13 protein-coding genes and 1 pseudogene are annotated in these 13,632 nt (G+C 64.7%); 13 read left to right on the plus strand and 1 reads right to left on the minus strand.

The features are described from left to right. The 4 genes and pseudogenes from OSH05_RS12535 to OSH05_RS12545 all read left to right on the plus strand — a co-directional run bounded on the left by OSH05_RS12535 (window position 1) and on the right by OSH05_RS12545 (window position 3,280). Window positions 1–1,764, plus strand: coding sequence for a CoA-transferase (locus OSH05_RS12535; protein ID WP_104219686.1), 1,764 nt, complete (start codon window positions 1–3; stop codon window positions 1,762–1,764). A 62-nt stretch (window positions 1,765–1,826) separates the two neighbouring features. Then, a pseudogene (locus OSH05_RS25140) lies at window positions 1,827–1,895 on the plus strand (hypothetical protein); the annotation flags it as partial. 39 nt (window positions 1,896–1,934) lie between these two features. Next, a complete protein-coding gene (locus tag OSH05_RS12540) occupies window positions 1,935–2,597 on the plus strand; it encodes an SMP-30/gluconolactonase/LRE family protein (protein ID WP_266352296.1) in 663 nt (220 codons plus the stop codon). 8 nt (window positions 2,598–2,605) lie between these two features. Continuing rightward, window positions 2,606–3,280 carry an RraA family protein gene (locus tag OSH05_RS12545; RefSeq protein WP_104219687.1) on the plus strand — a complete coding sequence of 225 codons (675 nt, stop codon included), beginning with the start codon at window positions 2,606–2,608 and terminating at the stop codon, window positions 3,278–3,280. A gap of 12 nt (window positions 3,281–3,292) precedes the next feature. Here OSH05_RS12545 and OSH05_RS12550 read toward each other — a convergent pair whose 3' ends face one another. Next, window positions 3,293–4,513: an alpha/beta hydrolase family protein gene (locus OSH05_RS12550; protein WP_104219688.1), complete on the minus strand. Its 1,221-nt coding sequence runs from the start codon at window positions 4,511–4,513 to the stop codon at window positions 3,293–3,295. Here OSH05_RS12550 and OSH05_RS12555 point away from each other — a divergent pair. From OSH05_RS12555 to OSH05_RS12595, 9 genes are all read left to right on the plus strand, one after another. Further along, the gene (locus OSH05_RS12555) at window positions 4,512–4,637 is read left to right on the plus strand and encodes a hypothetical protein (protein WP_266352297.1); all 126 of its coding nucleotides are present in this window, start codon (window positions 4,512–4,514) and stop codon (window positions 4,635–4,637) included. The genes OSH05_RS12550 and OSH05_RS12555 overlap by 2 nt on opposite strands. A 151-nt stretch (window positions 4,638–4,788) precedes the next feature. Continuing rightward, entirely contained in the window at window positions 4,789–5,841 is a 1,053-nt protein-coding gene (locus OSH05_RS12560; protein WP_104219689.1) for a BMP family ABC transporter substrate-binding protein, read from the plus strand. 8 nt (window positions 5,842–5,849) lie between these two features. Further along, window positions 5,850–7,421, plus strand: a complete 1,572-nt coding sequence (locus OSH05_RS12565; RefSeq protein ID WP_104219690.1) for an ABC transporter ATP-binding protein — start codon at window positions 5,850–5,852, stop codon at window positions 7,419–7,421. After that, entirely contained in the window at window positions 7,421–8,467 is a 1,047-nt protein-coding gene (locus OSH05_RS12570) for an ABC transporter permease (protein ID WP_104219691.1), read from the plus strand. Before OSH05_RS12565 ends, OSH05_RS12570 begins: the two co-directional genes overlap by 1 nt. After that, window positions 8,464–9,354, plus strand: a complete 891-nt coding sequence (locus OSH05_RS12575) for an ABC transporter permease (protein ID WP_104219692.1) — start codon at window positions 8,464–8,466, stop codon at window positions 9,352–9,354. The genes OSH05_RS12570 and OSH05_RS12575 overlap by 4 nt, the downstream gene beginning before the upstream one ends. A gap of 18 nt (window positions 9,355–9,372) precedes the next feature. Next, complete coding sequence (locus OSH05_RS12580; RefSeq protein WP_104219693.1) at window positions 9,373–10,311, plus strand: nucleoside hydrolase; 939 nt, start codon at window positions 9,373–9,375, stop codon at window positions 10,309–10,311. A gap of 16 nt (window positions 10,312–10,327) precedes the next feature. Further along, window positions 10,328–11,272 carry a nucleoside hydrolase gene (locus OSH05_RS12585; RefSeq protein ID WP_104219694.1) on the plus strand — a complete coding sequence of 315 codons (945 nt, stop codon included), beginning with the start codon at window positions 10,328–10,330 and terminating at the stop codon, window positions 11,270–11,272. A 21-nt stretch (window positions 11,273–11,293) separates the two neighbouring features. Then, a complete protein-coding gene (locus OSH05_RS12590; protein ID WP_104219695.1) occupies window positions 11,294–12,196 on the plus strand; it encodes a LysR family transcriptional regulator in 903 nt (300 codons plus the stop codon). Window positions 12,197–12,389: 193 nt separating this feature from the next. Continuing rightward, window positions 12,390–13,559, plus strand: a complete 1,170-nt coding sequence (locus OSH05_RS12595; RefSeq protein ID WP_104219696.1) for an ABC transporter substrate-binding protein — start codon at window positions 12,390–12,392, stop codon at window positions 13,557–13,559. Window positions 13,560–13,632 lie beyond the last annotated feature (73 nt).

Genomic DNA, 13,632 nt, shown 5'->3' on the forward strand with positions numbered 1-13,632 from the left:
ATGACGCGACACAACCTCACCAAGTCCAACAGCCCCGCCTTCGTTGACCTCCCGACTCTTGCCGGGATGGTCGAGGATGGCGATCGCTTTGGCGTCGGCGGGCATCATTTCGCCCGGTTGCCGATCGCTTTGCTGCGCAGCATTGCTGCGCTGCACAAGACGAATCTCACCTACACCTCCTGGGCTGGCGGGCTGGCGCTCGAAATGCTGCTGGAGGCCGGCTGCGTCGGATCGATCGACCTTTGCTTCTCAAGCCTCGACATTTTCGGCCTGCCGCCGCGTTTTCGTGCCGTCGCCGAGGCCGGCGAGATCCCGGTGCGCGACTGGACGGCGCTCGCCATGATCGAGGCGCTTCGTGCTGCGCAGCAGAACCTGCCAGCCGGGCTTTTCCAGCTGCCGCTCGGCTCGGCGATGATGGAGAAGGTGCCGGGCGCCCGCGCCGTCGACGATCCGATCGCCGGCGAACCCATCGGCGCGATCCCGCCGCTCGTCCTCGACACGGTCGTGCTGCACGCGCCGCGCGCCGATGCCAGCGGCAATGTCCAGATCATCGGCGCGCGGGCGCTCGACCTTGCGATGGTCGGCGCGGCACGCAGGGTGCTCGTCACCGTCGACGAGATCGTGCCGGTTGGCGGCCTTGCCGCGGCCGGGCGGCAGACCGTTCTGACGCGCAACCAGATCAGCGCAATCGCGCTCGTTCCCGGCGGAGCCTGGCCGACCTCCTGCTTGCCCTTTTATGCGACCGACTATGCCGCGCTCGCCGCCGCCTTTGCCGACGAGGCGCCTCTTGCCGACTGCCTCGCCCTGCCTGAGACAGGCCTGCCACCTCATTTGAAGCGCGCGGTCCGTATCCGTGCGGCGAAGCTGCCGGAACGCTTCCCCGCGATCCATGCGACTCCTGAAGTGCCGACGATCGACGAGATCCTGGTCGTCCGCCTCGCCGCCGAACTGGACGACGAGAGCTTCGCCTCGGCCGGCGCCGTCTCGCCGCTCGCCAATGTCGCCTATCGTCTCGCCAAGGCGACGCATGCGCCGGGGATGATGCTGGCCACGCTCTCCTGCGGCCATATCGACATCGAGCCCTCGCCGATGCTGCTTTCGGCGCTCGAAAGCCTCGACGCCGAGACGGCCGCCGGCCATGCCGGCGGCGACGATACCTATTCGACCTATTATCAGGCCGGCTCGGTGACGCATGAGATCATCGGCGCGGCGCAGATCGATCGCTTCGGCCGAGTCAATAATCTGGCGATCACCAAGAAGAGTGGCGGCATGCTGCGCCTGCCGGGGCAGGGCGGCATGGCGGACGTCGCCAACATGCATCGCGACTACGCGCTCTATGTCACGCGCCATTCGCGGTTGTCGCTGGTGGAGCGCGTCGACTTTGCCAGTTCGGGCCGCGGCCTTCTCGGCGCGGCCGAACGATCGTTAGCCGGCTATAGAACGGGCCGGGCACAGATCTTCACCGATCTCTGCGTCTTCCGACTCGACGAAGCAACGGGGGAACTGGTTGTCGCCGAGATCATGCCCGGCGCCAGTCGAGAGGCGATCGTTGCGGCCACCGGCTTCGAGCCGCGCTTCGCCGCCGATTGCCGCGAGGTGCCGCTGCCGGACCGCGATGGACTGGACATACTGCGCCACCGCATCGATCCGCTCGGCCTCCGCCGGCTCGAATTCGTCAGTGCCCGCGATCGCGGCGGATTGATCGCCGAGATTCTCGCCGCCGATCGCTCGCTCATCGATCAGCTGGGAGGAACCACATCCTGAAACCGCTTCTCGAAATCTCCGCCGCGCGCGTCTTCTTCGACGGCATCTTCTCCGAACCGCGAATTGCGCATCCCGAAGGTGTCGCAATCCATCCCGACGGCTCGGTCTGGTGCGGCACGGAGACCGGGGATCTGATCCGTATCGAGGCGGATGGTTCCTCGGCACGCCGGATGGGCTCGACCGGCGGCTTCCTGCTCGGCATAGCGTTCGATCCGGCGGGCAATGTCTTCGCCTGCGATCTGAAGCACGCGGCGATCTTTCGGTATGACGCGGCTTCCGGAGAGATGGCGCGCTTTGCCGCGTCGGGCATCGGGGTTCCGAACTATCCGGTGGTCGATGCGGCGCGGGGCGTCCTCTATGTCACCGACAGCCGCGGCAACAACAATGTCGGTCCGGGCGTCTTCCGTTTCGACCTCGTCACCGGGAAGGGCGGCGTCTGGTGCGAAACACCGATGGATTTCGCCAATGGCTGCCTGCTGGCGAAAAATGGCGGCGGACTCTACGTGGTCGAGAGCGACGTGCCTTGCGTCTCGCTCGTCGAGATCCGCGCCGATGGTTCAGCCGGCACCGTCCGCCGGATTTCCGAGCCGATGAATGTTCCGGATGGTCTCGCCTTCGGTCCGGACGGTGCTCTCTATATTTCGTGCTACGAGCCGAGCCGGATCTATCGCCAGAAAGAAGGCGGCGCATTGGAGCTTCTGATCGAGGACCCGAAGGCAACAATGCTCGCCCATCCGACCAACATCGCCTTCAAGGGCGACAAGCTCTACACCGCCAATCTCGGACGCTGGCACATCACCGAGATCGACCTGTCCGGCGTCGCCGGCTTTTGAGGATCATCATGCAGGATCAGGATCTCTTTGCGCTCGTTCGCGAGAAACTCTTCACCGCGGTCATCGGCGACGTCATGGATGCGGCCGGCCTGACGCGGCAATTCCTCCCGCCGGACATCCGCGCCCTCGTGCCCGAGACGGTGCTGGTCGGCCGCGCCATGCCGGTCCAGGAAGCCGACTGCGCTACCGAGACGCTCGGCCATAGCGGCGGCAACGATGCCTTCGGCCTGATGTTCAAGGCCCTCGATCAGCTCTCCCCCGGAGAGATCTATATCTGTACCGGTTCCTCGCCGCGCTATGCGCTCTGGGGCGGGCTCATGAGCACGAGGGCCGAAAAGCTCGGCGCCGTCGGTGCGGTGCTCGACGGGTATCATCGCGACACGCGCGAGATCCTGAAGCTGGGTTTCCCAGTCTTCTCAATGGGTTCTTATGCGCAGGACCAGCGCGTCCGCGGCCGCGTCATCGACTATCGCTGCCCGATCGAGTTCAAGAATGGCTGCCGCGTCGAGCCCGGCGACCTGATCGTCGGCGATATCGACGGCGTCCTGACGGTGCCCAAGGCCCATGTCGGCGACATCATCCAGGCGGCGCTCCGCAAGGTCGCGGGCGAGGACGTCGTCCGCGACATGATCCTCGCCGGCCGCGATACGAGCGGGATCTTCGAGGAAACCGGCATCATGTGACGGCTTGCGCCGTCACTTCAGACTGTCGAACCAGATCTTCCATTGCGGCACCGATTTGGCGAAGGTGCCGCGATGGGTCGTCGGGCCGGTTGAGATCGCGTCGACGACATTATTGCCGTTGCCGATGGCATTTTGATAGGTCATCACGAGGCGACCAAGGCCCTGGGAAATTACTTCGTCGGCCTCGCCATAGTAATTACGGACCGGCGTCTTGATAATCCAGCGATAGGATTGCGTCGCCGCAACGAGGCGTCCATAAGCCGACGCCGCGAAGAACTGCGGATTGAAATATTCGGGGCGGATGAGCTTCCTGATATTCGTCGGTATATCCTTCGGATCGTAGTCGGCGCGGTCATAGGCTCTTTTCGAGATGTCGTAATATTCATCATTGATCAGCGAACGCGCGAGGCCAGGCACACCGTAATAATTCTCGAAAGAGAACGACGACAGGATGAAGAGAGTCGTCACCCAGTCCGCGTCGATCTTGCGCGGAAAGTCTAAAAAGCCGCTAAGCGCGACAAAGATATCGACCGGAGCGCTGGCCGTAGCGGCCGCATCAACCTTGACGCCGGTATCCTCAAGCTTTTCCAGCAACGCCATGGTGACGAAGCCACCCTGCGACCAGCCGCCGATGAAAAGCTTCGGTGCCGCGATGTTCATCTTGGCGAGTACAGCGCGGCTGGCCATCAGCATGTCGTAGGTAGCCTGCTGGTGGCTAGCCTTGACCATATACCCCTCAGGGTCCTTCGACGTCCCCAGGCCGAAATAGTCGCTGCCGATCAGAAGGTAACCCTGCCCGGCGAACTGGGCGACCATCAGCTGTGTCTCGGCGGACTGGTCCGGAAAGGACGGGACCTGGTCGTGACCATAGACGGTGCCGTGCTGGTAGGAGACGAGCGGGAAACTGCTGCCGTCCGTGTCGGGAACGGCGAGGAGGCCGGACGCCACGGTCGGCTGGTTGCCTCGCTCCGGGATGACGGAGGTATAGGAGACGCGGTAGAGCCGGACGGCATTCTTTGCCGGCGTGTAAGCGACTGTAATACCGAAGAATTTCGGCGTATCGACGGACAGGATCGCATTGAGCTTGTCGGTGTCCCAGCGCCCGATCAACGTATAGCTGATCCCGGATGCGACCTCGACCGGTTCGCTTTCCTCGGCGTGCAGCCGGGTGGTGCCGATCGCCCCAACAAGGAGCAAAGCGAGCACCAGGAGGCGCATGTGGAGACGGGGCATGAAGATCTCCTGGCTGGCCTTTGGTCATGGCCGGCAAAATGAAAGGGCACGGGCGCAACGCCTGCCGCTGCGGGCCGGACGATGGAGCCTTCCCCTTGTCACGGTCAAGGAGCTGCGCTGGTGATCCTTCGCGACTGTGCTGCCCTGCGGGCTCGGTCCGTACGTCGCACGTCGATCCGGCCTCTGGCATGTGGATTGCTTTTGACAGAACCGAAGTTTGACCGTTTGATCAAGGCGAACCCAACGGTCGGTTCACCACAAGAAGGGGACGGGTAATGAAGAAGCAGGGAACGGGCGGGGCATTCGGCAATCCGTCGCGGCGCGACTTCCTGATGGCCAGCGCCGGGGCGGCGGTCGTTCTGTCGCTGGCGGGCCTTGGCAACGCTCAGGCGGCCGGCGGACTGGTCGCGCTCGTGCATACGCAGGCGGCAGGCGATAATGGCCCGATCGATGGCATGATCGCGGCGCTGAAGAAGCTGGCCTCCGAAGAAGGCTTCGAGACGCGCACGATCTATGCGCAGGACCCGGCGACCTTCGAGACGATTTTGCGCGGCCTCGGCACGGCCGGCGCCAAGATCGTGATCACGACCTTCCTGCAGATGGGCGCGCCGGTTAAGGCGGTTGCCCCGGATTTCCCGGATACACGCTTCGTCGAACTCTATGCCGATCCGCTCGATCCGCCGCTGCCGAATGTCCGCACGATCTCCTACAACTATCACCTTGGCTGCTACCTTTCCGGCCTGTTTGGCGCGAAGTTCAGCACGTCGAAGTCCATTGGTTATATTGGCGGCGTCAGCATTCCCGGTCTGAACGCGGATCTGAACGCCTTCAAGCTGGCGGCAGCCAGCGTCAGCCCCGATATCAAGGTGACGGGCGCCTTTGCCGGCTCGTTCCAGGATCCGGCCAAGGGTCACGAGATTGCGGCGCAGATGTATCAAGATGGCGTCGACTACATCCAGACCGACGGTGCGGCGACCGATATCGGCGTCATCCAGGCGGCGACCGAGGGCGAGGGCCGCTTCGTCTCCGGCGGCTCGCGCGACCAGATCAAGCTCGGCCCGAAGCAGGTCGTCTCGCTGGTGCTCGCGGACTTTGGCCAGTCGCTCTACAGCCAGGTCAAGGCCGCGCTGGCCGCCGACTGGAAGGGCAGCCACTATGCGACGGGCCTCAATGAAGGCGTGATCGACTTCATCCTCTCGGAGGAGTTCCTGAAGGTCGCCGACCCAGCTGTCGCCACCAAGGCCAAAGAGATCTTCGCCGAGGTCGACAAGGTCAAGGGCGAGATCGCAGCCGGCAAGATCGAGGTTCCGTTCAACCCGAACCCGTAACCTTCATCATGGCGGACGAGAGCGAGATCGCGCTGGCCTGTGCTGGCGTGGACGTTCGGTATGGCACCGTGCTGGCGCTTTCAGGCGTCAGCGTGGCCTTCCGGCGCGGCATGATCCATGCGGTGGTCGGCCAGAACGGCGCCGGCAAGACGACGTTCGCGCGCGTTGCGTCCGGCCTCGTGCGGCCGACTTCCGGCACGCTGCGGATCGGCGGCAGGCCTGTGGCGCTCGGCAGCGTCGGGGCCGCCCGCGCTGCCGGCATCGAACTCGTCCACCAGAGCTTCGCGCTTCCGCCATCCTTCACGGTGGCGGAGGCTATGGAGTTCGGCTCGACGCGGCCGGACTTCCCGCTCTATACAAGGCGCGGTCTGCAGGCGCGCTGGCGCGATCACCTCCAGGGTCTCGGCGTCGACGTGCCGCTCAGCGCGCGGATCCGCGACCTTCCCGTCGAGACGCAGCAGGCCGTTGAGATTGCCCGGGCGCTCGTCTCCAACGCCAAGGTGCTCATTCTCGACGAGCCGACGGCGGTACTCTCGCCGGTCGGCATCAGTTTCCTGTCCGAGCGCGTCCGGCGCCTGCGCGACCAGGGCGTGACCATCCTTTTGATCCTGCACAAGATTCATGAGGTCATGGCGGTCGCCGAGACCGTGACGGCGCTTCGGGGTGGCAGGCTTGTCGAGGGTCCGACCCCGATCGGATCGATCACGCCGGAGCAACTCGCGACCGCGATCATCGGTTCGGCCGAGGCGGCGGCATTGGCGCCCGCGGACCTCGCCGCCGCCACCGGCGAGGAGCCTGTCCTCCATCTGCCGATTTCGGGTCCGCATGGTCGGCTCGTCCTCTGGATGCGCAGCGTTTCGACGCTTCCCGATCCGGACGGCCCGGCGTTGGACGGCGTCGATCTTCATGTCGAGGCCGGCCGCATCGTCGGCGTCGCCGGTGTCGAGGGCAATGGCCAGCGGGCGCTCGTCCGGGCCATTTCAGGCCTTGCCGATGTCAGCGTTGGAAATATCGAACTGGCCGGCGACGACGTCACCCGTGCTTCGCTGGCCGAGCGACGCTCGAAGGGGCTGCGCATCATCCCGTTCGAGCGCAATGTCGAGGGCCTCAGCCTCACCACGTCACTTTGGGAAAACTGGTCGGCGCGCGATCTCGTTCTCCGATCGGCGCTGGGCTTCATCGATCCGAAGGCGTTGAAGAAAGCCTGCCGGAGCGCGCTGGAGCGCTGGAGCGTGCGCTTCAACGCGGTCGAGCAACCAGCCGGCTCGCTCTCGGGTGGCAATGCTCAGAAAGTCATCCTCGCCCGCGAAATCGACGATGCGGCGGCGCTGATCATCGCGGCCCAGCCGACTCGCGGCCTCGATATCGGCGCCACCGCCTTCGTCTGGCAGTCGCTCCGCGCCGCCCGCGCGCGCGGCGCCGGGGTGCTGGTGATCTCGTCCGATCTCGACGAACTCTTCGATATTTCGGACAGGTTGGTGGTGATGATGTCGGGCCGCGTCGTCGCGGAATTCCAGCCGCCCTATGATCTGGAAGCCGTCGGATCGGCCATGACGCGCGCCCGGGCGGAGGCAGCTTGATGAACAGTCGCCTTGTCGTCGTTCTGCGCGCGCTTGCCTATGTTGTCGTCGCGCTCGTGCTTGTCGGCATCGTGTTCGAATTGATGGGCTTTTCCAGCCTCCTGATGTTCCGCAGCATTGCCGAAGGCGCGTTCCTGTCGAAATCGGCGCTGCTCGGCAGCCTGCGCTGGGCCGTTCCGCTGTTCCTGTCGGCGCTCGGCGTGCTCATCGCTTTCCGCGCCGGTTTCTTCAATGTCGGCACGCAAGGGCAGTTCTATCTTGGCGCCATCGGCGCGGCGACGGCCGTCCATTGGCTGGACGGCGCCCCGGCCTTCATCGTGGTGCCCGCGGCGCTCATCGCCGGGGCTGCCGGTGGCGCGCTCTGGGCATTCTGGCCCGGTTTGCTGCGCGTCCGTTCCGGCACCGACGAGGTGCTGACGACGCTGATGGCAAACTTCATCGCCGGCCTGTTTCTCATCTATGTCACCTCCGGTCCGCTCAAGGACCCGACAGGAACCGGCGAACTCTCCGCGTCGAAGCCGGTCGCCGCCGCCTATCGTATCAGCACATCGAGCGGGCTCTCGCCGCTCATCATCGCCATTGCCGTTGCGTCGGCGGTGCTGGTCTGGGTGCTGATGAACCGGACGGCCTTCGGCGTTCTGTCGGGCCTCGCCGGCCGCAACCCGGTCATGGTCACCTGGCAGGGCGCGCGGCTCTCGCGGCTCGGCCTTGCGGCGTTCCTGCTTTCTGGGCTCTTCGCCGGTCTCGCCGGAGCGGTCGAATTCATGGGGCCGAGCGGACGGCTCGTCTCCGGCTTCATGCCGGCGCATGGCTTCACCGCCATCCTGATCGCGCTGGTCGGCGGGCTCTCGGTCGTCGGCGTCGTCGGGTCCAGCCTGTTCTTCGGCGGACTTGCCTCGGCGAGCCTTTATCTGCCGATCATCGCCGGGCTTCCCTCCGCGGCGATCGATGTCATCAACGCGGCCATCGCGCTCTTCATCACCGCAAGAACAGGACCACGCCTCCGCTTCCTGTCGCGTTTCCGGCGCAAGGAGGCCCAATCGTGATCGACTTCCTCGTCGCCGTGCTGCGGTCGGGCACTCCGCTTATCTACGCTGCCATGGCCGGCATGCTGGCGCAGCGCGCGGGCGTCTGGCATCTGGGACTGGAGGGCCTGATGATCATGGGCGCCTGCGCTTCCGTGCTCGCCGCGGCGGCGACCGGCTCGATTCCCTTGGCTCTTCTGGTCGCGATCGGCGTTTGCCTCGTCTTTTCGCTGCTGTTCTGGGTGGTGATCGAAAAGCTGCGCGCCAGCCCGATCATCGCCGGTCTTGGGCTGACAGGCCTTGGCCTGGGCGGTACGGATCTGGCTGTACAGGCGGTCTATGGCACGCAGGGTTCTGTCCGCGCGCCGATCGGACTGCCGCATCCCGAGGGTTTCGGAGCGTTCTCCTCGCTCTCGATCCTCGTCTTCGCCATGCCGGTCGTCGTGTTCGCGCTCTTCCTGCTGACGCGGCGCACGCGCTTCGGTCTTCGGCTGGCCGCCTGCGGCGAGCATCCGTTTGCCGCGCGCAGCGTCGGCGCCGATCCGGGGCGCATGCGGCTCATCGCGCTGCTGCTGGGCGGGGTCCTGTGCGCGCTGGCCGGGGCTGAACTCGCGCTGGGCAGCTTGCAGATCTTCTCGATCAACATGACCGCCGGCCGCGGCTTCATGGCGTTCTCGGCCGTGATCTTCGGTGCCGGTCATCCGATCGGCTCGGCGGCGGCGGCGGTCTTCTTCTCGGTCGTCGAGGCGCTCGGCATTCGCGCCCAGCTCAGTTTCGGCAATGCCGTTCCGCACCAGCTCCTACAGATGCTCCCCTATATCGCGACGATCGCCGGCATCTGGCTTTCGGGCCGGCTGCGCGGCGGCGCGAGGGCGCCAAGCGGCCTCGGCGAACTTCGCGACGCCTGATTGCTCAAGAGAGAGACCATGACGCGCAAGATCATCATCGACACCGACCCCGGCCAGGACGACGCCGTCGCCATCCTCCTGGCTCTCGCCTCGCCCGAACTCGATGTGCTCGGCATTACTGTGGTGGCCGGCAACGTGCCGCTCTCGCGCACCGTGTTGAATGCCCGCAAGATCCTGGAACTGGCGGGGCGGACGGATGTCCCGATCTATGCCGGCTGCTCGCGCCCGATCCGCCGTCCGCTCATCACAGCCGAACATGTGCATGGCCCAACGGGGCTTGATGGGCCGTCGCTGCCGGAGCCAACGGTGGCGATCCAGCAGCAGCACGCCGTCGATTTTCTGATCGACAGCCTCCGCGCGGCGGAGCCGGGCGAGATCACGCTGGTGACGCTGGGCCCGCTCACCAATGTCGCCTTGGCGTTGATCAAGGCGCCGGACATCGCGGAGAGGATCCAGGAGATCGTGATGATCTTCGGTTCCTTCTCCGAAGCCGGCAACATTACGCCGGCAGCCGATTTCAACAATTATGTTGATCCCGAAGCTTCCGAAGTGGTGCTGAAGAGCGGCATTCCGCTCGTCATGCTGCCGATGGACGTCACGCATCAGTGCCTCTCGACCCGCGAGCGGCTGGAGCGCATTCGCGCGCTTGGAAACCGTTGCGCCGTCGCCACCGCCGATATGCTGACCTTCTCGGAACATTTCGACATCGAGAAATATGGCTGGGAGGGCGCGCCGCTGCACGATCCCTGCGCCATTGCCTATCTGCTGAAGCCCGAACTCTTCGCCGGGCGGCTGGTCAATGTCGAGGTCGAGACGGCGAGCCCGCTGACCGTCGGCATGTCCGTCGTCGACTGGTGGCATGTGACCGACCGGCCACGAAACGCGCAGTTCATGCGCACCGTCGACGTGCCGGCCTTCTATGAATTGCTCACCGAGCGCCTCGCGCGCCTGCCCTGATCATCGGAGACACGCCATGGCACCGCGCAAGGTCATCATTCTCACCGATCCGGGTCAGGATCAGGCCGTCGCCCTGCTGATGGCCTTCGCCCGGCCCGATCTCTTCGACGTGCTCGGCCTCGTCGCGACGGCGGGCAATATCGACCTTTCCTACACGGTCGGAAATTGCCTGAAGCTGCTGGAACTCGCCGGCCGGCCGGAGATCCCGGTCTTCGCCGGCTGCCTCCGGCCGATCAAGCGCGATCTCGTTACCGCCGCCCATGTGCATGGCCCAACGGGCCTTGACGGCTATGATTTCCCCGAGCCGGCGATCCGGGCGCAGTCGAAGCATGGCGTCGACTTCATCATCGAGACGCTGCGGGCTGCCGAACCCGGCGATATCTCGATCTTCTCGCTGTCGCCACTGACCAATCTCGGCGTGGCGCTGATCCAGGCGCCGGAGATCGCCGGCAGGATCCGCGAGATCGTCATGATGGCCGGTGCCTATTTCGAGGTCGGCAACATCACGCCGACGGCCGAGTTCAATGTCTATGTCGATCCCGAAGCGGCGGATGTGGTGTTGCGCAGCGGCATTCCGATGGTGATGCTGCCGCTCGACGTGACACATCAGATGCGCTCGACGCGGGCGCGGCTCGATGCCTTCAGCGCGATCGGCAATCGCTGCGGAGCGGCCGTCGATGGCATGATGAGCTTTTCGGAAGCCTTCGACCTGCAGAAATATGGCTGGGACGGCGCGCCGCTGCATGGTCCCTGCGTCCCGGCCTATATGATGAAGCCGGAGCTGTTCGAAAGCCGGCTGATCAATGTGACGGTCGAGACCGGCAGCGAGCTGACGCTCGGCATGACGGTGGCCGATTGGTGGCAGATCACCAACCGTCGGCGCAATGTCACCTATGTGCGCAACGGCGATCCGGTCGGCTATTACGATCTGATGGTAGAGACGATATCGCGACTGCCCTGAGGGCTCGGAGGTGGCGGCACGATGAAGCTCCACGACGTCGATCTCCGCCTCCTGCAGATCTTCGTCGAGATCGTCGAAAGCGGCGGATTCACGCCAGCGCGCGTGCGTCTCAATCTCGAGATTTCAACGCTCAGCGTCCACATGAAGCATCTGGAGACGCGGCTCGGCCTCACCTTGGCGCGGCGGGGTAGAGCCGGTTTCCAGTTGACGCCGCAGGGCGAGGCGGTGTTCGCGGCGACGAAGAAGTTGCTCGAGGCGATCGACATCTTCGAGACCGAGACGGCGAGCCTGAAGGGCGAGACGGTGGGAACGCTGGTGCTCGGCGCCAGCGAAAACCTGATCTTCGAGGAAGAGGCGGCGTTTCAACACGCGCTCACCCGCTTCGTCGCCGCCTGCCCGGAGGTGCGCCTCACCTTCGTCATCGATACGCCCGAGGTGCTGGAGCGGCGGCTGATCGAGGGCACGGTCGATGTCGCCGTCTGCCCGTCGCGGCGGCACATCGATACGCTCGTCTATCGCGAAGCCTTCCGCCAGCCGACCGGCATGTATGCCGGGCGTGGCAATGAGTTGTTCGAGACGGACGACGATCGCCTGCCGATGGATCTGCTGCGCACCACGCGGCTCGTCCGCAATGGCAGCGCCGCCATGCTGTATGACGGCGCGCTTACGACCGATAATGACGTCGCCGTCGCCTATAATACCGAGGCGGTCGCCGCGCTGATCCGCACCGGCAATTATATCGGCTGGCTGCCGGTCCATTATGCGCGGCGCTGGGTCGAGCGCGGCGAGTTGCGGCTGATCAAGCCGGCTGTGACCGTTTATGAGGCACACTACTTCGTGATCACGCGCAATGACCGTCCGACCGGCGTTCGTGCCGCGTTCCTGGCCGCCTGGGATGGCGTGCAGGATAGTTCTGTCGACTGACCGCGTCCGGCCCTTGTCGCCCCGATCGTCAGCTTTCGGCCGTTACTCTGGTTCACTTTGATAAATCCCGAAGTGAAGTTTGGTCGAATCCTGCGGCGTGAATCCGAAATCTGGCCCGTCTGGTCCTCTGCTTGCTTTGGTCTCCTCGTCGACTTTCGCAAATCGGCGCTGATGCCGAAACCAGAGGTGGCGCATGACCAAGAAACGGAACGGGAAATCCAGTTTACCTGGCCTGTCGTCGAGGGCGGGCCTTTCGCGGCGCGACGTGCTCGGCGGAATGGCCGCAGCGGCCGCCTTCGGCACGTTCACGATCATCTCCAAGCGGGCCGAGGCGGCGGATGCGTTGCGCATCCTGTGCTGGCCTGGCTACGAGGAGAAGGATGTCATCGAGGAATTCGAGGACACCCACAAGGTCAAGGTCGAATTCAAGATCTATATTGGTGGCGAGCAGATGCTGCAGTTCTTCGGGCAGACGCAGCCCGGGACCTTCGACGCCATCATCTCCGACGCCGAATATGTGCAGAAGTTGCTGGCGCGGAAGGCGGTCGAGGCGTTCTCGACGGCGGACATGCCGGAACTGGCCAACTACCATCCGAAATTCCGCGATTTCGCGCCGATGCGGGCCGGCGAGGGCAAGGTCTATGGCATCCCGACCCGCTTCTCGTTCTACGGCATCTCCTACAACACCGACTATCTGTCCGCTGACGAAGCTGCCGATTGGAACTCGCTGTTCCTGCCGAAGCTGACGGGCAAGGTCGGCGTGTTCGACTGGTATCTGCCGACGATGGGCAATGCGAGCCTCGCCGTCACGCCCGGCAACCAGACGCCCTATGATATTTCCGACGCGCAGCTTGCCAGCGTCAAGGAATGGCTGCTGAAGCTCCGCCCGCAGGTCTCGATGTTCGGCTCGTCCAGCCAGCCGATCGTGCAGGCCATGATTGCCGGGGACGTCTATGCCTCGCCCACGGGCGACCTCGACGTCGATCTGAAGCTGGCCGGCTATGAGAACTTCTCATCGACCATTCCCAAGCAGGGCGGCATCCGCTGGCAGGAAGTGGCGACGATCTGCACGGATTCGACGAAGAAGGATCTCGCCAAGGAGTGGGTCAAATACATGACCGGCCCCAAGGTGCAGTCGAAGCTGGTCTACACCAAGGCGTTCAAGGCCCGCGGGCCGAACATGAAGATCGTCGACTACTGGGATGCGGACCAGAAGAAGCTGCTTTCCTATGTCCCCGACCCCGAGCATCCAGGCCAGATGATCGTCGAGACGCTGATCGACCGGTCCATGCCGCGTGGCCTGCCGGCCCAGCAGCCGGATACGCAGTGGATCGAGATCTTCAACGAGTTCAAGACCACCTGACCAATCTTGCATCGTGCCCGTCCCGCGGTCCCGCCGCGGGACGGGAAGCCCGTCCAAGGCAGGGAACGAAGGA

It is taken from the genome of Kaistia algarum (genome assembly GCF_026343945.1).
Taxonomy (GTDB): Bacteria; Pseudomonadota; Alphaproteobacteria; order Rhizobiales; family Kaistiaceae; genus Kaistia; species Kaistia algarum.